We start from the raw sequence: 24303 nt of genomic DNA, 5'->3' as shown, positions 1-24303 counted from the left end.
GGAATTGTCTAACTGTAGGCAATCCCCATTATTTAGCGAGGAACTACTTGTCTTCTGGGTAAACCATGGGCAGGTCGGCATCGCGCCAGCCGGCGGTGCCGTTGGCCACATTGATGGCCTCGATGCCGTTGGTGGACAGCCACTGCGCGGCTCGCGCGGAGCGTCCACCGGAGAGGCAGATGAGGTAGATGTCTTCGTTCAGATCCAGCTCGCCGTACCGAGCCTGTAGCTCGGAGAGGGGCAGGTTGATCGCGCCCTTGGCGTGCCACTGGGCATATTCATCGGTTTCGCGGATATCCACCAGTTGGGCATCGGCGGGAACTTCGGTTGGTTGCACTGTTTCAAAGTCGCTCATGTTCAACCATCGTAGGGGGTAGAGGGGGCGGTGTGCCTAAATCCCCGTGTTTCGGCAGGTGGGTATGCGATTCTTGCCAGGTCTAAATCAGGATTAAGTTAGGCTTACATCAATTAGGCTTGACTAACCTAATGGCAATTTTTATGATCACTCCTGATGCTGAACCGTGCCGCACACACGGAAAGAAACACCAGCTCACCAACCTCATTGCCGTTTCCTGCGTCTCAACCCCGAGAGAAGCGTCATCAGGGCGACGATTCACCTCCTAGGAGAATCGCGTTCGTTTTCCCCAAGGATCAACACCTCCCATGAAGTCTCTCAACGCCAGCCGCGTTGCTGGCAAACGTGCCATTTCTGCGCTCCTGACCGCAGCAGTCATCACCTCCGGGACCGCCGTCATTGCGGCTCCCGCGGCCACCGCAATCCCTGCTCCTGAAAACGGAGTTTCTGTCACCGGGGCGAAGCCCAATGAAACAAATGGGCAGGGTGAACTCAAAACCGTCGCACCCTCCGTAGTGCCAGGTGGGCTTTTGGAACTCGAGGGCACCGGATACGAAAAGCGCCCAACTGATGGATTTGTTAGCTTCCTGATCAATGATGGAAACATCAACTGGCCGGATCAAAAAGACCAGGCTGGAAACGCCACAGGTTCTGGCCGAGCGATCCGACTTTCAGCTAAGGAATGGACAAGCGAGTCTTCCTTCACCGCGAAACTCCGTCTACCTGCGGATTTGCAGCCTGGTTACTACTGGATTCGGGCTCTCGCCGGGCAGGATAAAGGCCCCGCCGCTTCTCGCGTGGAGTGGTTCAAGGTCGAAGAAGCTAGCGCCACTACCGCTCCAACCGAGCAGACCACCACCGCTCCAACTACCACCGCGCCGAGTGAACCAACCACGACCGCGCCAAGCACCACTGAGCCGACTACCCCAACCACTACGGCTCCGAGCACCACCGAGCCAGCCACTACTGAACCGACCAGCACCACCCCAACCACGCCTCCCGCGGACGTGAAGCTGAGCACCAGCTTCTCTGCCAAGGTCGCGAACACCGCAGGTACCGGACGCGCTCCGGGAACCGAAGGCAAGGTACTCGTTAAGGGCCTGCCGAAGGGCGCTGTTGTGGATTTTGTTGGCGTCGAAGAAGGAAAGAACTGGACCGCCGAAAAGGTAGAAGCGTCCGAAAAGGGCGAGGCCACCGTCAACTACACCGTGGCCAAGGATGCCAAGGTAGGCACGGCAATCGTCGTGGGTTACACGCTGGACGGCAAGGCAGTCCGCTACACCACTACCGCCAAGGTTGCTCCTGCTGAAGTCGAGCTCAACATTCGCAACTTCACCGTCACCCGGCAGGATCTGGATTCCGGTCTGTACCAGTCCGCGTACTTCGCTCAGGACAACACGCTGATCGTTAGTCGCACTGCCGGTCGCGCACCAATTACAAACGCCAGCATTTACAAGCTGGATGCAGACACCCTCAAGGTGAAGAAGACTGTAACCCCAGCTCCAGCCCCTGAAAACACTCCAGAAAAGCCATCTCTGAATGGCGCGTTCGGTGTGGCCGTGGACAACACGCGCGATGTCCTCTGGGTCACCAACACCCGTAATGACACTGTGGCTGCCTACCGGGCTTCCACCCTCGACCTCATCTGGCAGGGCGAGCCGGGCTTGGCCGAACATTCCCGTGATGTGGTCGTGGACGAAACCACTGGTAAAGCTTATGTTTCTAAGCCAACCGGTACCGGAATTGAAGTTTTCCAGCTGGGTGCGGACAACAAGGGTTCCAAGGTAGAAACCATTACCGGCGTGGATAACACGATGTCCCTGACCATGGATCAAGCCACCGGCGATCTCTACACGGTGAACCGGAATGCAGCCACGGCGTACAAGATCGCTACCCGCTCCGGAAACGCAGTCACTACCTACGCCCTGCCTGCCGAACGCGCGGTCACCCCATCTGGCGTGGCGTGGGATGCCGAGAACCAGAACCTCTACATCGCCAACCAGGGTGTGGACAACGTGCTGGTCTTCAACACCACCCAGAACAAGGTCGTTGCTGACATCCCAGTGGGCGGCGGGGCACTCAACGTGGTCTTTGAACCAAAGAACAACGTGGTGGTGGCCACGAACCGCGGTGCAGGTACTGCCTCCATCATCAACACCAAGAACTTCAAGGTTGTGGGCAACCTGAAAGTGGGCCGCAATGGAAACCACGCTGCCGTGGATAACCGCGGAAACATCTACGTGGTGAACAAGGCATCCCTAGCTGGTGCTGATGGCTCGACCAAGGATCAGGTCACCAAGATCTCTTACAAGGGCGATGGCCTGCTGGGATCCCTCGACGGGCTCGGCAGCTCCAGCGACGCAGTCAACTCTCCCGTGTTCAAGATGCTCGCTGGCTTGGCCGCTGGTGCCGGCTTGGTGGGAGCGGCCGTGGGCGCGCTGAAGTTCGCTGCTGATCACAAATTGTTCGACGTCAACGTGCTGCCCAGCCAGCTGCGCGCACTGCTGAATCTCTAGTACCGAGTACCTTTCCCTTCCTTCACCGACACCTGAACGGTGAGGAAGGGGTGGGGTGCCCGCAAGCCCGTGCTCGTCAACCATCCACACCTCCACCTTTGTGCAAAGGCGGAGTTCGCTTCCATCGGGGTAGCAGTGGATTTGGCGAGTACGGCCTTGTGGACATCCCCAGTGAGTATCCCCAGTGAACACACCAGTGGACACACCAAGTGGGCATCCCCGATGGATAACCCGCAGGAAATTTCAGGCCGCACACCTAACAAGAATGTTGAGAATTTGCCGTGACACGTTTCGAGCTTGACCGTAGAAGTTTCTTCCGCCTGAGCAGCATGGCCGCTCTGGCCACCACCGGAGCTGTAGTTCTTTCCGCATGCGGGGATGGTGGCAGCGGCCCGGAAGTTAAGGGGGAAGCGCGCACGGTCAAGGACATCAATGACCAAGACGTGCAGGTCCCAGCCAAGCCGGAGCGGGTGGTCTCCCTCTCTGAGCCCACGCTGGATAGCTTGCTGGCGCTCGGGATCACCCCAATCGGCGCGGTGACCGGTCGCGGGCAATCCTCCTTTGGCTCATATCTGGGCAACAAAGCCGAGGGCATCGAGGTGCTGGGAACCGTGGCCCAGCCCAACTTTGAAGCCATCGGAGCGGCCAAGCCGGACCTGATCCTGGTGGATGGCACCTCGATCAACAACAACCAGCCAGTCATCGATTCACTCAAGCAGATTGCCCCCGTGGTGATGACCGGCAACGCGGGCGGTAACTGGCGCACCAACTTTGAGCTGGTGGCTGATGCCGTGAACCTCGCGGACAAGGGCAAGCAGGTCATTTCCGATTACGAAGCCCGCACCGCGGATATGCATTCCAAGCTGGGCGAATACACCGATTCCACGTTCAGCATCGTGCGCTGGGAGGGCAACTCCGCGGCATTGATCCTCAAGGAGCTCCCGGCCGGCGTGGCACTGACGGACCTCGGCCTGAAGCGGCCCGCCAACCAGGACCGGGAGGGGCGTGGTCATTCGGAGCCTGTGTCCGCAGAAAACCTTCGGGATATCGACGCCGACTACATCTTCTTCGGCACCCTCGGAGGTTCCAGCGTGGCCAATCCAGAGGCGGGTGGCACAGCGGATACCGCCGCCGCTGAAGCTGCATTGGCCCAAGCCGAAGCCACGGCCGGTTTCCCGGAGCTCAAAGCATACAAAGAGGATCACATTTACCCCGTTGATGGTTCCGCGTGGACCTCCACGGGTGGCCCGCTGCTGATGAATCGCATTCTCGATGACATCCACAAACTACTGATCGAAAAGGCCTAAAACCCCATGAAGCGCTCACAAACCACCACCCGCTCACCGCTGAAGTCGGGTGCCGCAGCTCTCGCGCTGATGGGCCTGTGCCTGTCCACCGCTGGTTTCGCCACCGCGGTGGAAATGCCCACGGCTCAGGCACAAGCCGAGCAGATCACCAACACCTCCACTGGGGAGAGCCCTGCCTCGGTCACTTCGGAAAACAAGGTAGCTGCCGATCAGAAGCCGAACTCAAAAATCTCCACCGATTCCATGGTGGTCAACGGGGTGCCTTCCACACTGCAGACCGCCGACACCGTCACGTGTGCTGCTACCACTGATAAGCCCACCATCGATGCGGCAGATCATCCCAATGCCGATAACACCCTGACCATCACTGGCAAGGGATACTGCAACTCCATCTCTGGTGGCGCGCTGGTTTCCTTCAAGATCGACGAAGGAAATATCTCCCGGCTGGACGATTCCGTGAATAAAAACCGCACTATCTGGGCGCAGGTTAAGGCGGATGATCACAACGGCACGTTCACGTACAAGATGCCGCTGCCAGATGGAACCACTGCGGGAAAGAATGGCTCTAACCCAGCTTTCGTGGCGGAAGGTGAGCACACCATCCGTGCGCTCACCGGCAGTGCGCAAACAGGTGACCCGAAATCGAACGAGGCGGATCGTTTCGTCATCGGCAAGTACGCACCCACCGCAGACCCGGATCCGATCAGCCCCAATGATGATTTGACGGCGGCTACTGGGGGAGGGCTTGGCGTCGAAATCAAAGAGAATGCCTGGGTTGTCACCGTGCCCAAGGGCAAGGAGGGCGATTGGGTCTACCCGTCCCTCTACCTCGCGGACACCTCACCCCGCGCGCCGTGGAGCGGCAAGTACTTCCAGCTGGACAAGGACAAGAAATTCACTGTGCCAGTGGCCGGTAAGGATTTGGGCGAAGGCACCCGAAGGTTCGTGGTGCAAGACGTGAGCCAGGGTGCGGGTGGCAAGGTGTTGGGTTGGACCACCATCAAGGGTGGAGAGACCAACCCGGATGGAACTACCAAGCCTTATCAAGAACTCGGCGATGTGTTCGTGAGCAGCGTCAATGAGCTGAATTCGGCCATTGGCGAGTGGGCCGAATACCTGGAGAGCAAGAAGGGATCGGAAGCCACTGACGGGAATTCTGCTGACGGAAACCCAGCCGACGGAGTGGCAGAGCAGGGCGAAGTGCTGACCCTGCCCGAGAATGCGAGCGCTGTGAACGTGCCGCACATCGTCACTGCCGAGGGTGCCGCGATGGTCAGCGCTCCCGTGATCGATGGAGTGGCCACCGGATCTACCACTCCAGCCGTGGTGGGGGACGCCGCTGCCGTGGAAGCCGCACCCATCGAAGACATGCCGCAGGACGTGCCGAAACCTCCGGTAGAGCGCATGCGTGACCTGAAAGATGACATGCGCGGGCCCGTGAAGGTGACCGTGAACGGCACCGCGATCGACGTGGCCATCGAAGGCGCTCAGCAGGGCCAATGGGTTTACCTCACCGTCTATGCTCCCGAGGAAACCATCGGTTTGGGATGGGCGCAGACAGACGCAGAAGGCAAGGTCTACGCAGACCTGGTGGGCATGAAGAGCGGCTTGTACAAGATCGCCGTGCAGGACAGTGCGGGCGAGCTGATCGGTTGGGATCGGGCAGATATCAAGGTCGATCTGGCCGCTCAGGAAAGCTCCACCGGTGCCGCAGCTCCCGTGGCTGCAGCGAAATCCGGCCCACTGACCAGCACCAATGACTGGCTCATGATTCTGGGCGCGGTGGTATTGGTGCAGGCCATGGCGATGGGTGGCTACGTCTTTGTGAATCGACGCCGCGCTTAATTCGCTTGTTTCTAGACCTCCGCTTTTCCTTCGCAATAGTTAGTGAGATTTCGATGAGTTCTACTTTTTCTTCATCCCGTAGTGGTGTCTTCAGGCGGCGTAGCTCGGCGGGCGTGGTGAGCGCAGTGGGCGCGATGCTGGCGAGCATTGCCCTGGCGGGCGCCTCCGCCTTGCTGACCATCCCAGTTGCCGAGGCCCTTCCACCGGGAGGTGCCAATGACTCCAATACGCCCGGTACCAGCTCTAATGTAAGCCCATCCTCGCTGAAAGCGGGGGATACGCTGAGCTACGCCGTCTCCGGTTTCCCGGCGGGCGAGGTGGTCTCGGTGAAGATCGATGACGGCAAGGGCCAGGGTGATCAATCCACGCAGGGCGCGGGAGTCTCCGCCCAGCAGCGTATCGATTCCAGCGGTACGGCACGCGGCACCATCAAGCTGCCCGCCAATATCGCCAAGGGAAGCCACTGGCTGCGGTTCTTGGCCTCGGCCAAGGCCAAGGATGGGGTGGTTGGCTATTCCAACCGCTCTGCCAATTTCACTGTCACCGCTGCAGCTACTGGCGGCACCACTGGGGGAACCACCGGAGGCACCACGGGCACGGGTACCACCGGCGCCACAACGGGAGGAACCACTGGCGGCACTACAGCCGGTGGAAAGACCAGCACGGGTACCGCTCAGAACCGGGTGACCGCGCCGGGCGCAGCTGCCACTGGTGGGACAGCGGCCAAGCCTGCTGCCGTAAACTCCAGCAGCGTGGCTGGTGCCGCGGGTGCGAGTACTGCCGGTGGATCTGCTGCGGGAGGATCTCCAGCCACCGTTCAACTGGCGGATGGTGGCACCGTGACCGGCACTGCGGGCACCGTGGACGAAAACGGCAATGTGGTGGACGCGGCAGGAAACGTACTGGCCACCGGCGCGGGCGGCGATCTCGCCGCGGGTGAGCAAGTGGTGGTGGGTCAAGACGGCACGACCGTGGCCACCACTGCGCTGGCAGCTAATACCGGGGCTCGCTCTGCGCGTTTCGGGATGTACGTGGGCGGCGCGATTCTTATCGTCGGCCTAGCTGGAGTTGCCGCGTATGTGTGGTTGAACCAGAGGCGCCGATACACCGGCAGCGGTGACGATTACCTGTACGAAGAATAACGGGACAACAGACACACCCATTTATGTATATGACTCGTCGCGCCACGGGAATCGTGGCCTGTTTATCCCTGCTGGCGGTGCTGATCTGCGGATCACTAGCGGTGGGCTCCAACCACATTCCGCTGGCAAATGTGTGGCAGTTGTTGCTCCACCCGGATGAGACTTTCGAATCCGTGGTGGTGCATCAGCAGCGCATCCCCCGAACCATCCTGGTGATCCTGGTGGGTGCTGCCTTGGGAGTCGCGGGTGCGCTGATGCAATCGCTGACCCGCAACCCGCTGGCGGATCCAGGCGTGCTGGGTGTGAACGCGGGTGCTTCGTTGGCAGTGGTGTTGGCCGTGGCCATATTTGGGTTGACCAGCATTTGGTTCTACCTCTGGTTCGCTTTCTTCGGTGCTGCGTTGGCCGCAGTGGTGGTGTACGTGCTCGGCGGGATGGGCACTTCTGCTGCCACTCCTGCTCGCCTGGCTTTGGCGGGTGTAGCGATATCCATGGTGATCAGCTCGTTTGTGCAGGTGGTGATCCTGAATGACCAAAACGTGTACAATGAGTTCCGCCTGTGGGCCGCGGGATCGCTGGAAAATCGGGGCTACCCGGTGATTCTGGGTGTCGGGGGATTCATCGCCGCTGGATTGCTTCTCGCATTCCTCTGCGGACCAGGCCTGAACGCGGTGGCCTTGGGTGAAGAGGCGGGGAAGGCTTTGGGCGTGCGCGTGGTGCGGCTGCGCGTGATGGTGATGATCGCCGTGACGCTGCTGGCAGGTGCGGCCACCGCCGCGGTGGGCCCCATCATGTTTATCGGTTTGGGCGTGCCCTACATCGCCCGCATTTTCAGCGGCCCAGACCAGCGATGGATCATTCCCTTCAGCGCGCTGATCGCCCCGGCGGTGATGCTGTGCGCAGATATCTTCGCGCGCGTGGTGGTGATGCCCCAGGAAGTGCAGACAGGAATCGTCACCGCGATTCTCGGCGGCCCGGTGTTCGTGATGTTGGTGCGCCGCTCCAAGATTGAGGTGGCCGCGCGATGACATCTCACAAAGCGATGCAGTCCCGGCACGTGGTGCTGCGGCTCGGCCCATTCACGCTCCGCGTGGAGCGTCGATCTCTGCTGGTCGGAGCCATCCTCACCGCGATCATGGCCACCGCTGCGGTGTTCATCATGACGCTCGGTGATTACCTACTGAGCCCCGCGGACGTGGTGCGTGCCGTCATCGGTACCCACTCCAATCCGTTGGCTATCTACTTCGTCCAAGAGCTCCGCGCCCCGCGCGTGGTGCTGGCAATTCTGGTGGGCGCGGCACTGGGCATGTCCGGCTGCATCTTCCAACAGCTCACCGCCAACCCGCTGGGATCCCCGGACATCACCGGCTTCACCACGGGTGCGGCCGCGGGCGCGTTGCTGCAGATCATCGTGTTCAACGGCGGCCCCGCTGCCATCGCATTGGCAGCCATCATCGGCGGCTTCGCCACGGGCGCACTGGTGTACGGACTTTCCGCGGGCGCGGGCATGTCCGGCACCAGGTTCGTGCTGGTGGGAATCGGTATCGCTGCGGTGCTGCAGGGCATCAACCAGCTGCTCATCGTGAAGGCATCGCTTTCCGCCGCGCAGACCGCGCAACAGTGGTTGGTGGGTTCATTCAACGCCACCACCTGGGGCGAAACCACCACCTTCGCCATCGCCATCGCGGTGCTCTCCCCGTTGGCCCTGGTGTTAGCGCGCTCCCTGAGCATCATGATGACCGGTGCCGAGATGGCCGTGGGCCTGGGCGTTCCCGTGGGTAGACGCCGGCTTCAGCTCATCGCTATGGGGGTCATCCTCGTGGCGATCAGCGTGGCCGCCGCCGGCCCCATTGCCTTCGTGGCACTGGCCGCTCCGCAATTAGCCCGCACCCTCAGCCGCACCTCCGGGGTGGGCTTGGGACTTGCTGCCCTCATGGGGGCAACGTTGGTTCTTCTTTCCGACGCCATTGCTCAGCGACTTTTCGCACCCACGCAACTACCAGTGGGGGTAGTCACAGGAGCTGTCGGTGGCGTGTATCTAGTGTGGCTCCTGGCCATGGAATGGCGCAGAAAAAGATGAAAACTATGAACAATGACGAGCTTGGCGTCGAAAAAAATCGACTGCAGGCGAAGAACATTTGCGTGGCCTACGGGAACAAGGTGATCATCGAGGACCTGAGTCTGCAGATCCCCGATGGAGAATTCACGGTGATCGTGGGACCGAACGCGTGTGGCAAGTCCACGCTGCTCAAGGCGCTTTCTCGGATGGTGGAGCCCGTGCGCGGGGAGGTGCTGCTGGACGGGAAACCGGTGGGGGAGCTGCCGCCCAAGGAGGTGGCGCGGCAAATGAGCTTGCTGCCGCAATCACCGGTGGCGCCTGAGGGGATCGTGGTGGAGGACTTGGTGGGGCGGGGTCGGTATCCGCACCAGGGATTCTTCAAGCAGTGGAGTTCCGAGGACGAGCGCAAGGTCAAGGAAGCCATGGCTCGGGCGCACGTGGAGGAGCTGGCGCAGCGATATGTCACCGAACTTTCCGGTGGGCAGCGGCAGCGCGTGTGGATCTCTTTGGTGCTGGCTCAGGATGCGCCGATCGTGTTGCTGGATGAGCCCACCACGTACCTGGATATCGCCCACCAGGTTGAGGTGTTGAACCTGGCGCGGGCGCTCCAGCGCGAAGGCTTCACGGTGGTCGCGGTGTTGCATGAGCTCACGCTCGCGTTTCGCTATGCCACCAATTTGGTGATGATGAAGGAGGGGGCGATCGTGGCGGAAGGGCAGGTCAACGACGTGGTGACGCCCGAACTCATGGAGGATGTCTACGGCCTGCGCTGCGAGCTGTTGCACGATCCCCGTTCCGGGCGGCCCATCGTGGTGCCGGTGGATGAGGAAAGCTAATCGGGGTTTAATCCCGGAGGATCTCTGCCACGACCTGGAATCCGAGCGGGCCCACCATCCCCGGGTGGGTCACGTCCAGCGCAAGGAATTCCGTGCATTCTCCCAGCACGTCGGCCCATTTGTTCGCCTGTAGCGCGGTGCTCTGCACGTCCGGTTTCTGCAGGGCGGTGAAATGCCAGGTGGGGACCTGCGATGGTTGCGTGGTGTGCTCCCGCATGGCTCGAGAGCTGGCCTCCACCACCTCTGGCAGCGCCTTGAGCACGGAGCTGGGTAGGTGCGCATACACGCCCTGAGAATCCGCGAGTAGCTGGGCGATTGCCTCCTGGTCCAGCGTGGATTCCTCCACCTCCACCGTGGAGATTCCCGCCATGTCCAGAACCGCGCGCCACATCTCCTGCTGGTTAGGCATGGGAAGTTGGCGCCACGCTGCGGCGGGGTAGGCGTCGAGAAGAAGGAGGCGAGCCACCACGGACGGCCGAGTTGCCGCGAGATGCTGCGCGAGGACCCCGCCGATGGACCAACCCACCACGTCCACGGTGTCGCAACCTGTTTCGGTGAGTAGATCCTCGATGAGCGTCGCGGCCCGCTGCACGGCAGCATCGATGGAACGGGGTAGTTCACCGCCGGAAAAAGCCGGGGTTTGCACCACGTACACGCCCACATCGGGGCTGTGCAGGTGCGGGAGCAAACCGGCGTACACCCAGCCCAGGCCGCCCGCGGGATGGACACACACCACGGGAGTGCCGTGGCGATGCGGGCGCAACGTGAGCAACTCCGCATACGCCGGGCCAAGATCCGAACCTGTGGTGCGAGGTTGTTCTGCCCGCTGCGCGAGGGCCACGGGAGTGGGGTGGGCGAAGACATCCGCCACGGTCACGTTGGGGATCTCCGCGGCCAGCAGCACGGCGGAGAGTGAGTTGCCGCCGAGCTCGAAGAAGTTGGCATGGGCCAGGTGTTCGCTGTTTGTTTCGGCTGGTAGTTCCAATATTCGACGCCAGGCTGAGATGACTTGCGGCAGATAAATGCTCGCTGGGGTGCTTGGATGCGGGGAGTGCTGCGCTGATGAACTACCCAGCGTGGGGAGCTCGGGAGCGGGGAGTTCTGTGGCATTCAGCTTGCCGTTGACGGTCAGCGGCATGGATTCGAGCGGGACTACGAACGAAGGGACCATGTAATCCGGGAGGTGTTTCGCGCACCACTGCTTGATGGTGGCCGAGAGGTTCTGCGGGTTTTCTGTTTGCGGGTTTTCTGGCGCGAGAACCACATACGCAACCAGTGCCGGGCTGCCGGCAACCTCGCGGATGACCGTGGCGGCGCGAGCGATTCCCGGCGCGGATTCCACAACAGAGGTGACTTCGCCCAGCTCGAGGCGCTGGCCGCGAAGCTTCACCTGGCCATCGCTGCGCCCAAGGTAATCCAGGGTTCCCGATGGCCTCCAACGTGCAATGTCACCGGTGTTGTAGCAGCGCTGCGGTGCGGAACCGGGAGTGGATTCTGCAGGCGGGAAGGGATCTGCGATGAACTTTTCCGCAGTGAGTTCGGGCTGGCCCATGTACCCCAGGGCAACTTGACGGCCAGCGATATGCAGCATGCCGGGGAACTGCGCGGGGACGGGCTGATTCCACCGATCCAGCACATACAGGGCGGTGTTCCACACAGGAGTGCCGATGGGAATGACCTGATCGGAATCGTCGACGGTGTGCGCGCTGACGTCGATGGAGGCCTCGGTGGGGCCGTAGAGATTGTGCACCTCCACGTCCAACGCCTCGCGGGTTTGCTGCGCCAAGTGAGCGGGCAGTGCCTCCCCGGACGTGATGATCTGCTGCAGGTCTGGGAGATCACACACCTGCGGGAGGAAGGCCGCCAGAGCCGAGGGCACGAAATGACAGAAGTTCACGCGATGATCCCGCAAGAGGCGTTCGATGTGCTGCAGATCAAGGTGTGCCTGTGGCGGGGCGATGACCGTGGGGATGGAATGCGTGAGCGGTAAGAGGTACTCCCACACGGAGACATCGAATGTGAGGGGAGTTTTGTGCAGCATCCTCTGGGCGGGCAGATCGTAATACGCGCACATCCATTCGAGGCGGTTCACGATTCCTTCCTGAGGCACGGCCACTGCCTTGGGTGTGCCGGTGGAACCCGAGGTGAACAGGACATAGGCCACATCGATGCCTTGGGTGTCTTCTACTGCGCGCGAGGGAGCGTGATCTTCTGGCTGAGTGGAACTGAGAATCCAGGGGGTGAGATGCCCATCGTCGCTGGTGAGGATGGTGGGTAGTTCCAGTTCCGCATTAGGGTATGCGGAGACCGCGAGGCGCGCGTTGCACCTGGTCAGCATGCTCCTGCGACGAGCAACCGGGATGTCCGGGTCAATCGGAACCCATGCCGCACCGGCCAAAATGGTGGCAGCCACCGCAATGATGAATTCTGGGCTGCGCCGCAGGTGCAGGGCCACCACATCGCCGGGGCCGATACCGCAATCCTTGAGTTGTTGAGCTCCAGAAGTAGCTAGCTGCCATAGCTCGTCATGGTTCAGGTGGGCCGAAGTGTCTGTTTCCGGGTCATGGAAGATCAACAGTGGTTGCTGTGCGAGTTCTGAACTGCGATCCGAGCCGTGATCCGTGATGCGCGCATGTTCGGACAGCAGCATTTCTCGCAGGGTTCGGTGGCCGGGCAATTCATGCTCAGTGGCATTGAAATCGTTGATGACCTGCTGGAATTCCTCGGGAAGCACGCATTGTACGGTGCCAAAATCTTCCGCTGCGGGATCGAATTCAGATTGGGCAGTGAGCTCCGCGGCTTGGGTGAGCACATGGGCCAGCCGATCCGCATGGGCTTGCACGGCGGAGCTGTGATGCACACCGCGTGCCATGACCATGATCTCCAGCGCGCCACCGCGGGCGGATTGGAAGATGATCTCGATATCCTCCAGCGGACCCACAGACAGTGTGGACAACGTGCCCGTTGCCGAACCGCACCTGAACGCAGGTGTGAACGGGCGGAAATTAACGTGCGGGCCGGTCACGCTCAGCGTGGGATCGGTGCGCTGCGTGAGAGCGCGCAGCTGATCCACCCCAATGGAACTGTGTTCGCGAATGGCGCGCAGCTCACGGCTCAAATCTTGGAGCAGCGCAGCAGCGCTTGAAGCGGCCGCAAAATTCACGCACAGCGGCATCACGCTCACGGCCGGACCGCACTCCACCACCTTTCGCCCAAAGGTGCGGTTCATCAACGGGATGCCGATGCTGAGCTCTTCGGCGTTACTCAAGGATGCGATATACCTACTGGTCAGCAGCATCACTAGATCCAGCTCAGTCGGGTGTTCAATGGGGTGTTCCGAGCCTGGAGCAGTAGATTCAGCCACGGAGTTCAGCCCCTGCAGCAAGGTGCGTAGTTGTTTGCGCGCATCAGCTGGCAGAAGTGCTGCACCGGACACCACCACGTCTGCATCCACGGGATCGGGAGAATCAGCCACATCCGGAAGCAGAGAAATCCCTGGTTCTGGGAGCGTGTGCTCGCGCCAAAATTCCACCGTTTCAGGTGACACCGCGCGATCAGCAGGCTCCGGCAAAGTGAATGGGCTTTCCGGCAGCTCCTCGCCCCGGCTCTCTGCTGTGTAACACTGAGTGATCCACGTGAGCAGGGCATTGAAGGAGAAACCATCACCAGCGATGTGATGGAATCGCGCCACCCACCAGAGCCTTCCATCGGCGTGCGTGATGAGCTGATGCGCGGTCAGGTCGGCTCCCCGCAGTTCAGATCCGGTGGGCCGAGCGATGAACCTCCGCGCCGCCAACTCCACCTCGGCATCCAGGTCCGCATCCGGGTCCAGGTCTCCGCCTGCACCAACGATCTGCGCAGAATCCAGCACCTCAACCGAGATGCGAGCATCCTCATCACCGCGCCGGGCGATCGGTCCTGACACTCCCCCATCCACATACTCCGCCGTGAAAACCGGCAGTTGAGAAATGCAGCGCCGAATGATTCGCGCCAACCGCGCCGCATCGACGTCGCTCCCCGAAGGGAAACGGATCAACTCACCGCATTGGTATGTGGCGGTGCCGGGACAGGTGGATTGGCCGAACCAGATGCTTCGCTGGCCTGCGGAGAGCTCGAAAATGGGGGAGGAGTTCATGGCTAGATGTGCAGCAGTTCGTACCACTCGTTCAGCGTGTCCGCCTCCAAAAACGCATGAAAATCGATGTCCGCGCCATCGGTGCGCCATTCCTCGATCAGCGTCACCAGCCGGAGGGAATCAAGACCCTGATCCACCAGGGATTCGTTTTCCTCCACCTGATCGGCGGGGATATTCATGATTTTTCCGACGCCAGCCTTCATACTTTCGCGCGTCAATTGTGGCTCGTTCGTGTGGTTGTTTACGGCGTTTTCTTCAGTCATGTTTTCCTTCGGGGTGATGGGTGGGTGGTTTAAGAGTCAAAAGTGGCGCCGCCATCCACGCGCAGGTCATGCATGGTGATGTGGCGGGCGGCATCAGAGAGGAGGAACAGGCAGGTCTCTGCAACTGCCGCTGGATCGGCGATGCGGCCCAGGGGGATGCCCAGGCGGAAAGTCTCCGGGGTTCCGGCAATGACCTGGCGGAAGGCTTGCTCAGTTTGCTTGGGTTCGAACATGCCGGTGAGCATGGGAGTTTCGGTGGATCCTGGGGAGACGGTGTTGCAGCGCACGCCGTGCCCCGCGGTTTCCAGCGCCAGCGTGCGCATCCACGAAGCCGCGGCTGCCTTTGATGCGCCATAGGCGGCCATGCCCTGCCGCGGGGTGGAATGCGCATTCGAGGTGACGGTAACGATGGATCCCCCGCAGCGCTCCACCATGTGTTGCGCCACTGCAGCGCATACATTGACCACGCCGAAGAAGTTCACCTCCATGCTGTGCTGCAGGGTGGAGAGCTGCGGGTGCAGCGCTTCATCGGCCGCCAACACTCCAGCGCAATGCACCAATCCGCTGATGGGGCCGTGTTCGACGATGGCCTTTTCTAGGGCCACGTGTACGGCTGCTTGGTCGGTCACGTCGACTTCGGGGAGGTCCCAAGCGGAAACCTGATGCCCAAGATCGCGGAGCGCGGAGACGCACGCGCTGCCGATCCCGCCGGTGGCGCCGGTGACAATGGTGTGAGCCACGATAGGTGAATCCTTCCTGCTGCGCGTTGGCATGACAGGACGACTATACCTAACAGTTTTAAGTTAGCCTAAGCTAACTCAAATGGGGGTGTTGGTTTGTTCCGGGTTCGCGGAGGCTGTCGACGCGTTGAGGATCATGCCGAGCCGCTCGACCAAGGAAAATGCCCACCACAGCTGATCATGCCCGCCATCCATCACCCGGAAATGGGTGTCGCGCCCATTACCCGCCGCGGCAGCCAACAACTGGAAAGACTTGGAGACGAGCAGGCCTTCGCGGGCGCCGGCGTCGATAAATAGGGGAGCGTGGCTGGGGGAGCTGTGTGGCTCCAGGAAATACTCGCGGGCTGCCCAATCCACTTCTTCCTGGCCCAGGTTCGCCGGGATCGCGCCGGGTTTCGGGGACCACCACACGGATGGGGAGGAAATGACTAGCGCGCGGGGTGGAGTTCCCGCGCGGGCGAGGTGACGGTCCAGCTGGAGTGCGCCCAACCCGCCCATGCTCTGACCAGCGATGATCACCCCGTTAGAGGTGTTAAGTGCAGTCCCGGATTCGGTGGCTGATTCCCGCGCAAAGTCCAACGCTTGCGAGTAGAGATGCGCCAAGATGCTGGTCTCGGGAGTTTCGGGGAGATGGGCGTAGACGTGTGCGCGATCGCGGGGGTCTAGCGCACCCGCTCCGGCCACGCACAGGGGCGGCAACAATCCGGCAGAGATCGCCCAGTTCAGCACGTCTGCTAGGTGGAACTGCTGGAACCAGGTGGGGGCGTCGAACAGGAAAACCACGGGGAGGGCAGCGTTCGCTTGTTCATGATACTCCGGCAGGTACGCGAGGATCGGGCGGTTCTTCCCATCGGGGCAGGTGGTGGTTTCTGACACGGGAGAAGCACCCACGTGGGTTCTGGTGAGCCAGTTGCTGCGCGCGGCAGGGCTCAACGGTCCGTAGAACGCGGAGAGTTCCGGTTCGCCCTCCAGAGTGAAGCGCGCAGCACCTGCGCGGGCATGCGGATCCGGGTAGCGGGTGATGGTGTGGTGAGCGGTTGCGGTGGCACTGGTGGCGGGGGAATCAGTCTCGGGGGATGGCACCACCCCGAAACCATAGGACGCCATGAGAGTCGGCGGCACGTCCAGCTCTACCGCCCACACTTGAGTTCCTGGCATGCGAGCCATTAAACCGCGGGAATAGAACTGCTTATCCGTCAACCGATTCACCCAGAGATGCGCCACGCAATCATCCGGCACCGGTTCCGGAAATACGTCGGGTTCCCACAGACAAAATGTGGCGCGGGTTCCCTCGGGAGCAAGGAGGGGAAAGCCCGCGGAGGCCACCTCCCGGAACAATGCCTCATGCTCGGATTCCGGAGTGGAAGAGAACAATTCCCGCAGTTCAGCAACGGTCTGGTAGCGAGAATGTGTTGAGGACAACGCGGGGAGGCCTTTCCCGGGGAAGTAATTCCTGGATGAAGAAATTCGAAAAACTCACTTTACTGGCGGGTAATCTTCCGGCAGCAACTGCCACTGTCCCACCCATCAACTAGGGTCGAGATCATGAACTGGTTATGGATACTACTGGGAATCGTCGTGGTTCTGGTCGGCGTGATTTTGGTGGTGCAAGGCCTGGCTAAGCGCAAGGCTGAGCAGGCCGAGAACAGCCGGCCCCGGGAACCGCAGGATCCCTTCGCCGATGTTGATGGCGCGAGCCAATTCAGCCCCACGAACATTGCTCCCGGCGCGATCATCCGGCACGGGCAGACGGACTACGTGGTGCGCGGTTCTCTCGAGATCAACCAGGGTCCCTATGTGTGGCACGAGCACATGGTGGATGGCGGTAGCGGTTCCCGGTACTTCTCCGTGGAGGTGGACGAAGGCACCCTGGAGCTCGTCCTCTGGGAAAAGGGTGCCTACTCCACCGAGCCGGAACCACCCTCACAGACCGAGGTCAACGGCGTGATCTACCGGGAGTCTGAGCGTGGCCCCGCGCACTACCGCTCCACCGGCAACACGGGCCTGGCTGAGTCCGGCGACTTGAGCTACGTGGATTACCAGGGCAGCGGTGCAGATAGTTCTCGCCGCCTGAGCTATGAAAAGTTCGGCGATTCCCCCTGGGAAGTCTCCCTCGGCCAGGTCATCGCGCCGGGCGAAGTAACCGTCTACCCCGCACCAAGCCAGTAGACCCCATGAGTATTTCTCGGCTGGCAATCGCACCACAGGACATCCATTCTGAATCCCTCGGGGTTCGCCTGGATGGCCCTGCGCCTGCCATGCTCGCCGAGGCCAGAGTGCACGCACCCGGGGCTCGCCTCCAACTCACACTGGGTATTTTGGGTGCTTCCCATGTGGTCGACGCCACGCCCGCCAATACTCAGCTCCCCGCATCCTTTCGGGAAGAGATCAGCTGCCACGCGCTAGAAGGCGGGATGGCGATGAGTGATGGCGTCGAAAAAAATCAACGATGGGGAGCCGGGAATTACCGCCTGACAGCCCGGCGGGTGGCCTACGCGCCGGAGGAATTCGCGGAGCAGGCGGAGCGGATCCTGCGAGAAGCTGAAGCTGAATCTTGGCTGGTGGGGACGTTCCCGGGAGAGGGGAAATACCACCTCACGGCGCTGTGGGGGAAGGTCGAGGGGGAGCGGGCGCAGTGGCGAACCTGGCATTTCTACCCGGCTGAATTAGTGGTGGTGGAAAGCGAATCTGAGCTGACTGTGGAGGAAAACGAGGTGGGAGAGCCATGAGCTGGAAGCTGAAAATCGCGGTGGGTGTGCTGCTGATCGTCTTCGGCGCGGTGTTCACGCTCGCGGGATTCTCCAACGGGTCATCGGTGCACACGTACCTGAAGAATTCAGACACCTTCACGCGCGTCTCGGATTCCCAGTACAACTGCACGGATGCCAAGGCGGCCTATGACGAGCTGGTCGCGGAGACGGATCCCCAAGCCCATAAAGAGGACAAGGGAACTTACTACCTCCGTTACCCCAAGGAGCTGGCCACGATCTCCCATGAATCCGGGAAGTGCGTGCTGCGCTTCGAAGACTTGCGGCGGGTCAACAGCGGCCACTTTATTTTCCTCGGAACGGGATTCTCACCCGGCTCGCCCTCGGGTTCCTCGGGCGGGACTGGCGGAAATTCCTTCGGTAACAAGTAATCAACAACACGTAGAACCCCACAGCAGAACAGGAATATCACCATGAACCAGCACATTCTTGCCGCCGAGTACTCCCTGCAGGACGGCATCCTGGCCTCCGTCGCCTACTTCTTCATCGCGCTGCTGGTGCTCGCGCTTTCCTTCGTGGTGCAGGACCTGCTCACCCCGGGACGGCTGCGAGACCAGGTCTTTGTGCACCACCTGCCGAACGCGGCGGTTATGGCGGGTAGCCAGCTCATTGCCATCGGCATGGTGCTGGTCGCTGCTATCGCCACCACCGAGCCCAATCTGGTGGACGGCATCATTCACGTCGCCGTGTATTCGCTGCTGGGCTTGACGTTGCAGACCATCGTGATGGTGGTCGTGGAGATCGCCATTCCCGGAAGGTTCCGCAACCTGGTGGAGGATCGGAAACTCCGCAGCTCCACGTTGGTTCTCGGCGTGCTGCTGGTGGTTGTGGGTGCCGTGAACGCCGTGTGCCTCACGTAATCCATGGCATCGACGGAATCTACAGTGTCTGCAGCGCCGGTTGTGGCGGAGGAGCAGAACGAACAGGTTGAGCGGGGTGAACGCGGCGAGCGGGGTTTGGTGCCGGGTCCGCGTCGCTTTCTGCTCCTACTTTCAGTCGCCGTCTGCGCAGCTTCGGGGCTGGTTTATGAACTGGCGCTGATCTCGCTCTCCACCAGCCTCAACGGCGGGGGAATCGTGGAGACCAGCTTGATCGTGGCCGGGTACGTGGCCGCCCTCGGACTGGGCGCGCTGTGCGCGAAACCGCTGCTGAAGTGGGCGGAGACTGCCTTCCTCTGGGTGGAAGCCACCCTGGGCGTGGTGGGCGGATTGAGTGCCACGCTGCTCTACCTCGCGTTTGCTGTCACGGGGCAAAGCCTGATCCTTCTGGTGCTGGCCACCCTGCTGATTGGCATGCTGGTGGGCGCAGAATTGCCGCTGCTGATGACCATGTTCCAGCGCGGCAGATTGGTGGATGCCAAGGAGTCGGGCTCCATCCTGGCTACCCTCAACGTGGCCGATTATCTGGGTGCCCTTTTGGGTGGGTTGGCTTGGCCTTTCCTGCTGTTGCCTCATCTGGGGTTGTTGCAGGGCACGGCTGCCGCGGGCCTGCTGAATCTGGTCGCGGCTCTGGTGGTGGCAGCACTGGTGTTGCGCTGGTCGGTGGCTCGCGCGCACTTGGCGCTGGTGAGCACGGTGATCGTGGTGGCCATCGTGGGTCTGGCGGTGCTGATCGTGCGCTCCGACGGAGTAGTGGCCACCGCGCGTCAGCGCCTGTTCCAAGACCCCATCATTTACTCGCAGCAATCCCAGTACCAGGACATCGTGGTGACCAAGGACGGCAAGGATCGCCGGTTGTTCCTGAACGGCGGCCTGCAGTATTCCACCCGCGATGAGTACCGCTACACCGAATCCCTGGTCTATCCAGCCATCACTCCGGAAACGGAACGGGTACTGATCATCGGCGGTGGCGATGGCCTGGCCGCCCGCGAGCTGCTGCGCATGGATCACATCCAGCACATCGAACAGGTGGAGCTGGATCCAGAAATGATCCGCGTGGCCAATACCGTGCTGCGCGAAGATAACCAAGGTTCTCTGGAAGACCCCCGCGTGCACGTGCGCACCGAGGATGCGTTCACCTGGGTGCGTTCTGGGGGAGGTGGCGTACCACCTTTCGACGCCATACTCGTCGATCTTTCCGACCCCGATAATGACACCATGGCCCGGTTATATTCCCAAGAGTTCTATGGGCTCTTGCATAAAATGCTGGACCCTGAAGGCCGGATGGTGGTTCAATCCGGCAGCGCCTTCACCACGCCCGATGTGTTTAATCGTGTGCGTTCCACTCTGAAAGCGGCCGGTTGTGCAGAGGTGGTGCCGTACCACGTGCACGTGCCCACCTTTGGTGACTGGGGATTCAACATGTGCGCCCCCGAAAATACCCAGCTGAGTGTGCCCAGCACAGCCCCAGAACTGCGCTATCTGAACACGGATACGCTGCGTGCAGCGGGTGTCTTTCCCCCAGATAACCCGCTGGTGGACCTACCGCCCAACACGCTGGATCATCCGGTGATTGTGGAGGATCTACGGCGCGGATACCGGGCGGCAGGGGAGTAAGCAGGCAATAAATCGCGCCTGCCTAGCAATACTTACTTGTAGCGAGCGATAGCCTCTTCGAGGATCTTCTGCGCTTCGGCCTTGTTGCCCCAGCCGGAACCGGAAACTTCCTTGTTGGGCTCCAGGTCCTTGTAGTGCACGAAGAAGTGCTCGATCTCGTTGCGGGTGAACTGATCGATATCTTCCAGATCCTGGTAGGCATCGAAGCGGACGTCGTCCACCACACAGAGCAGCTTGTCATCGCCGCCGGCCTCGTCGGTCATCTTGAACACACCAACTGGGCGAGCCTTGACGATAACTCCGGGGAATACGGATTCCGGCATGATGATCAGCGCGTCTAGTGGGTCACCATCTTCGCCCAGGGTGTGATCAATGAAGCCGTAATCGGCAGGGTATGCCATTGAGGTGAACAGGTAGCGGTCGAGGAAAACCTTTCCGGTCTCGTGATCGACTTCGTACTTGTTGCGGGAACCCTTGGGGATCTCAATGGTTACTTCGATGCTGTTGGAGCTCATGATGAAAGCGCCACCCTTCGCGATGGTTGGGATAAGTGAACTTAACGCGCCCCATCTTAACGTGTCTCCCAACAGCCTGTAGATAACCCAGCAACGCTAGAGTGGCTGATTGTGAGTACCCAGAAATCAACACGGACCGGTTGGTGGATTTCCCTGGCGGTTTTCCTCCTCGTGGTGGTGGCTGTCATTGTCGCCGCGCTGGTCTGGAACGCCGCATCACGTTATGAAGTGGAACCAGCAGCCGCACCTGATACCAGCGAAGCAGCACCAGTGATGCTGCCGCCGGAAGATTCCACGGGTGAAGGTGCAAACTTGCCGGACGTGAAGGCTGCCGTGAGCAAGACCTCGAAAGACCCCGCGTTGGGAGAGCTTTCCGCCGAGGTCAGCGATGCCGCCACCGGGCAGACCCTCTGGGCAGAAAACGAGAACAAGCTGCGCACGCCAGCCAGCGTGACCAAGTTGGTCACGGGAGCCGCCGCAACATTGGCCAATGACGGCGATGAATCCTTGGAAACTTACGTGGTCCAGGAAAAGCCAGGTGAGCTGATCCTGGTTGGCGAGGGTGATATCACCCTGTCCGCCGAACCCGACTCCGGATACTTCGAAGGCGCGGCCAGCATGCGTGAGCTCGCCGAGCAGCTCCGCCCGCAGCTGGAAGGTAAGGACATTCACCGCATCGTGGTGGATAACTCCGTGCGCGAAGGCGAAGTATTCAACAAAACCTGGGACACCGGGGATATCCCCAACGGCAACGTAGCCAACCTGGATTCCGTGATGCTCAATGCGGCTCGCATCGAGCCCCTGGACAACTACTCCCCGCGCTCCATGGAACCAGCCAAGGACGCAGCCAACGTGCTGGCTGCACAACTGGGACTGAAAGACGTGGATGTGGATGTGGAATGGTCCACCGCTGCCACGGGCATGACGGCCTCCACGCGCGGCAATGCGAATGATTCACTCACCGAAGGCCTGACCTGGCTGGGTGGCGTGCACTCCGCGCCCCTGGATACGCGCATCTATGAAATGCTGGTGCACTCAGATAACTTGCTGGCCGAGTCCATCGCGCGCGAAGTGGCGGAAGCTCACGGTTCCCCGCGCACCTTTGAAGGAGCCACCACTGCTGCCCTGGAAGTGCTTCGCGAAAGTGGCCTGGACCTAGATAACGCTGTGCTCAAGGACAATTCCGGCATGAGCACCGAAAGCCGCCTGAGCGCCCACCACCTGGATCAGGTGCTTTCGCACAAGGAGCTCCACCCGTTGCTGCAGCAGTTGCCGGTTGGTGGCGTGGACGGCACGCTCACCCAGCGTTATGGGGAAGGCTCCGGCTCCGAGGACTCCGGTGGCTGGGTGCACGCCAAGACCGGCACCCTATCCGGAGTGAACACCTTGGCCGGCACCGTGACCACCCAATCCGGCCGCGTTCTCACCTTCGCGTTCCTGGCCAGCGGAGATGATCCCACTGCCTCCCGCGAGGCGCTGGATCGCCTGGCAAACTCCCTGCGCAGCGCCTAGGCGCGCCAAACCCGGTACTGACACCAAGCCATGAGCCGCTCCCGCGTTTCCACCGCAGCGCACATGCAGCGCTGGCTGGACATGCTGAATAGCCAACACCCGGAAACGTTTGCCCAGCTGGACCGGGGAGTTGTGGTGGGGCTCTCCGGCGGTGCCGATTCTCTGTCCCTGGTGCATGCGGCCACGCGTGCCGGGCTGAATGTTGAGGCCGTGGTGGTGGATCACCAACTGCAGGCCGGATCGCGCGCGGTGGCTGAGCGGGCCGCACGACAAGCCGAAGGATTGGGGGCCAGCGCGCGCATCGTGCCCGTGGAGGTAGAAGCGTTTGGTGAGGGTCCAGCCCGGGCCGCTCGTTATCGCGCGCTGGGCGCGGCGGCAGAGGGGCGGGGAGTGCTGATCGCCCACACCGCCACCGACGATGCCGAAGGCTTCCTGCTGGGACTCGCGCGGGGTTCCGGCACCGAATCGCTCGCTGGGATGCGGGAATTCACCCGCGAGCATCCCGCCGTGGAAGCCGGTGCCGGTTGGGTAGGCAGGCCACTGCTGCACGCCAGCCGAGAGGACACCGTAGCTACCTGTGAGTATGCAGCGCTGGACTATTGGACCGACCCGCACAACTCCTCCCCGGACTACCTTCGCTCCCGGATCCGCACGGAACTGCTCCCGCACATGCAGGAGGTGCTCGGGGGCGCGGTGGTTGATCACCTCGCCCTGTCTGCGCGCTTGTTGCGGGACGACGCCACCACTTTGGACTCCCTGGCCCAATCCGCCCTGCAGGAAGTGAGTGAGGACGCGGATGCGGAGGGGTTGGCGTCGAAAATAAACTGCCTCAAGGTCAGTGCGCACCAGCCAGCTATGCGACGAAGGATCTACCGCGCCTGGCTCAAGGAGCCCGCCGGAGCGCTGACGAACGTTCACATTGAAGCGATCGATGCGCTGGTGATCGCTTGGAGAGGACAAGGACCCGTGTCTGTCCCTTGGTCAGCCCACTGGCATACAATGAACCCAGCTAGGCGTGCCACACACAGGCTGGTGGTGCGTCGCCAAGAAAAGCACCTGGTGCTCCACGCCCTCCCGCGTGCCGAGCACCCGGTGCCACCAGAACCACAGTGAGGATCGGATTCACGCAATGCCCACGGCGAAAATCCCCCAAGAAAAAAACCTAGACGTCCCCGCTAATCGCTATGGAGACGACCTAGAAAGCGTGCTCATCGATACCGAGACGCTGCAGGAACGCATCCGCGAGCTGGCAGCAGCCACCTCCGAGCGCTTCAAGGATTCAGAAAAAGACGTGATCCTCATCTGCGTGCTCAAGGGCGCAGTATTCTTCATCACCGACTTCGCGCGCGAGCTCTCCATCCCCACCCAGCTGGAATTCATGGCGGTTTCCTCCTACGGAAACTCCACCAGCTCCTCCGGAGTGGTGCGGATCCTCAAGGACCTGGACCGGGATATCCGCGACCATGACGTGGTGATCGTGGAAGACATCATTGATTCCGGACTCACCCTGTCCTGGTTGATGAAGAACCTGCACAACCGCCAGCCCCGCAGCCTCTCCGTGGTGACCCTGCTGCGCAAGCCCGATGCCGTGAAGGTGGACATCGAGAATCTCGCGGAGATTGGCTTCGATATTCCCAATGAATTCGTGGTGGGATACGGCTTGGACTTCGCGGAACGCTACCGCGACCTGCCTTTCGTGGGTACGCTGCACCCACGCGTGTACGAATAGCCCACCACCCCCGGGGCATTATTCACACCGATTGGGCGTTGTAGTCAGAAGCGCCCCGCAGCTCAGCTGCGCCCAGCAGTAGCGCA

General features: G+C 61.4%; 21 protein-coding genes. 15 read left to right on the top strand and 6 right to left on the bottom strand.

What is annotated here, in order from left to right; genetic code table 11:
* Nucleotides 1-43: 43 nt before the first annotated feature.
* Nucleotides 44-355, bottom strand: a complete 312-nt coding sequence (locus tag IRY30_RS09010; RefSeq protein ID WP_194557092.1) for a rhodanese-like domain-containing protein — start codon at nucleotides 353-355, stop codon at nucleotides 44-46.
* Nucleotides 356-663: 308 nt separating this feature from the next.
* On the opposite strand from IRY30_RS09010, the gene IRY30_RS09005 reads away from it, so the two are divergent.
* The 7 genes from IRY30_RS09005 to IRY30_RS08975 all read left to right on the top strand — a co-directional run bounded on the left by IRY30_RS09005 (nucleotide 664) and on the right by IRY30_RS08975 (nucleotide 10060).
* Nucleotides 664-2871, top strand: a complete 2208-nt coding sequence (locus tag IRY30_RS09005) for a YncE family protein (RefSeq protein WP_194557091.1) — start codon at nucleotides 664-666, stop codon at nucleotides 2869-2871.
* Between the two features lie 281 nt (nucleotides 2872-3152).
* A complete protein-coding gene (locus IRY30_RS09000) occupies nucleotides 3153-4178 on the top strand; it encodes an iron-siderophore ABC transporter substrate-binding protein (protein ID WP_309824340.1) in 1026 nt (341 codons plus the stop codon).
* Nucleotides 4179-4184: 6 nt separating this feature from the next.
* Nucleotides 4185-6023 (top strand): hypothetical protein, encoded by a 1839-nt coding sequence (locus tag IRY30_RS08995; protein WP_194557090.1) that lies wholly within the window; start codon nucleotides 4185-4187, stop codon nucleotides 6021-6023.
* A gap of 53 nt (nucleotides 6024-6076) precedes the next feature.
* Nucleotides 6077-7165, top strand: coding sequence for a hypothetical protein (locus tag IRY30_RS08990; protein WP_194557266.1), 1089 nt, complete (start codon nucleotides 6077-6079; stop codon nucleotides 7163-7165).
* Between the two features lie 23 nt (nucleotides 7166-7188).
* Nucleotides 7189-8193: a FecCD family ABC transporter permease gene (locus IRY30_RS08985; RefSeq protein WP_194557089.1), complete on the top strand. Its 1005-nt coding sequence runs from the start codon at nucleotides 7189-7191 to the stop codon at nucleotides 8191-8193.
* Nucleotides 8190-9245 (top strand): FecCD family ABC transporter permease, encoded by a 1056-nt coding sequence (locus IRY30_RS08980; protein ID WP_194557088.1) that lies wholly within the window; start codon nucleotides 8190-8192, stop codon nucleotides 9243-9245. The genes IRY30_RS08985 and IRY30_RS08980 overlap by 4 nt, the downstream gene beginning before the upstream one ends.
* A gap of 5 nt (nucleotides 9246-9250) precedes the next feature.
* A complete protein-coding gene (locus IRY30_RS08975; RefSeq protein ID WP_194557087.1) occupies nucleotides 9251-10060 on the top strand; it encodes an ABC transporter ATP-binding protein in 810 nt (269 codons plus the stop codon).
* A 7-nt stretch (nucleotides 10061-10067) separates the two neighbouring features.
* Here IRY30_RS08975 and IRY30_RS08970 read toward each other — a convergent pair whose 3' ends face one another.
* From IRY30_RS08970 to IRY30_RS08955, 4 genes are all read right to left on the bottom strand, one after another.
* Entirely contained in the window at nucleotides 10068-14195 is a 4128-nt protein-coding gene (locus IRY30_RS08970; RefSeq protein WP_194557086.1) for a non-ribosomal peptide synthetase, read from the bottom strand.
* Between the two features lie 2 nt (nucleotides 14196-14197).
* Nucleotides 14198-14458, bottom strand: a complete 261-nt coding sequence (locus IRY30_RS08965; RefSeq protein ID WP_228503355.1) for a phosphopantetheine-binding protein — start codon at nucleotides 14456-14458, stop codon at nucleotides 14198-14200.
* Nucleotides 14459-14487: 29 nt separating this feature from the next.
* A complete protein-coding gene (locus tag IRY30_RS08960) occupies nucleotides 14488-15198 on the bottom strand; it encodes an SDR family oxidoreductase (protein WP_309824344.1) in 711 nt (236 codons plus the stop codon).
* A gap of 78 nt (nucleotides 15199-15276) precedes the next feature.
* Nucleotides 15277-16620 carry an alpha/beta hydrolase gene (locus IRY30_RS08955; protein WP_194557084.1) on the bottom strand — a complete coding sequence of 448 codons (1344 nt, stop codon included), beginning with the start codon at nucleotides 16618-16620 and terminating at the stop codon, nucleotides 15277-15279.
* 123 nt (nucleotides 16621-16743) lie between these two features.
* On the opposite strand from IRY30_RS08955, the gene IRY30_RS08950 reads away from it, so the two are divergent.
* From IRY30_RS08950 to IRY30_RS08930, 5 genes are read left to right on the top strand one after another with little or no spacing between them, the layout of a single operon-like run.
* Nucleotides 16744-17367 (top strand): DUF4178 domain-containing protein, encoded by a 624-nt coding sequence (locus tag IRY30_RS08950; RefSeq protein WP_194557083.1) that lies wholly within the window; start codon nucleotides 16744-16746, stop codon nucleotides 17365-17367.
* A gap of 5 nt (nucleotides 17368-17372) precedes the next feature.
* Nucleotides 17373-17927, top strand: a complete 555-nt coding sequence (locus tag IRY30_RS08945) for a DUF2617 family protein (protein ID WP_194557082.1) — start codon at nucleotides 17373-17375, stop codon at nucleotides 17925-17927.
* Complete coding sequence (locus tag IRY30_RS08940) at nucleotides 17924-18337, top strand: DUF4247 domain-containing protein (protein WP_194557081.1); 414 nt, start codon at nucleotides 17924-17926, stop codon at nucleotides 18335-18337. The genes IRY30_RS08945 and IRY30_RS08940 overlap by 4 nt, the downstream gene beginning before the upstream one ends.
* Before the next feature lie 42 nt (nucleotides 18338-18379).
* The gene (locus IRY30_RS08935) at nucleotides 18380-18826 is read left to right on the top strand and encodes a DUF350 domain-containing protein (RefSeq protein WP_194557080.1); all 447 of its coding nucleotides are present in this window, start codon (nucleotides 18380-18382) and stop codon (nucleotides 18824-18826) included.
* Nucleotides 18827-18829: 3 nt separating this feature from the next.
* Complete coding sequence (locus tag IRY30_RS08930; protein ID WP_194557079.1) at nucleotides 18830-20461, top strand: polyamine aminopropyltransferase; 1632 nt, start codon at nucleotides 18830-18832, stop codon at nucleotides 20459-20461.
* A gap of 32 nt (nucleotides 20462-20493) precedes the next feature.
* On the opposite strand, the gene IRY30_RS08925 is transcribed toward IRY30_RS08930, so the two are convergent.
* Entirely contained in the window at nucleotides 20494-20976 is a 483-nt protein-coding gene (locus IRY30_RS08925) for an inorganic diphosphatase (RefSeq protein WP_194557078.1), read from the bottom strand.
* 111 nt (nucleotides 20977-21087) lie between these two features.
* On the opposite strand from IRY30_RS08925, the gene dacB reads away from it, so the two are divergent.
* From dacB to hpt, 3 genes are read left to right on the top strand one after another with little or no spacing between them, the layout of a single operon-like run.
* Nucleotides 21088-22488, top strand: a complete 1401-nt coding sequence (gene dacB / locus IRY30_RS08920; protein ID WP_309824366.1) for a D-alanyl-D-alanine carboxypeptidase/D-alanyl-D-alanine endopeptidase — start codon at nucleotides 21088-21090, stop codon at nucleotides 22486-22488.
* 30 nt (nucleotides 22489-22518) lie between these two features.
* Nucleotides 22519-23601 carry a tRNA lysidine(34) synthetase TilS gene (gene tilS, locus IRY30_RS08915; protein WP_228503352.1) on the top strand — a complete coding sequence of 361 codons (1083 nt, stop codon included), beginning with the start codon at nucleotides 22519-22521 and terminating at the stop codon, nucleotides 23599-23601.
* A gap of 16 nt (nucleotides 23602-23617) precedes the next feature.
* Complete coding sequence (gene hpt / locus IRY30_RS08910; RefSeq protein WP_228503349.1) at nucleotides 23618-24217, top strand: hypoxanthine phosphoribosyltransferase; 600 nt, start codon at nucleotides 23618-23620, stop codon at nucleotides 24215-24217.
* Nucleotides 24218-24303 lie beyond the last annotated feature (86 nt).

It is taken from the genome of Corynebacterium suicordis DSM 45110 (genome assembly GCF_015351405.1).
Taxonomy (GTDB): domain Bacteria; phylum Actinomycetota; class Actinomycetes; order Mycobacteriales; family Mycobacteriaceae; genus Corynebacterium; species Corynebacterium suicordis.
The sequence above is the reverse complement of the archived record's forward strand: the minus strand, read 5'-3'. Positions and strand labels throughout refer to the sequence as shown.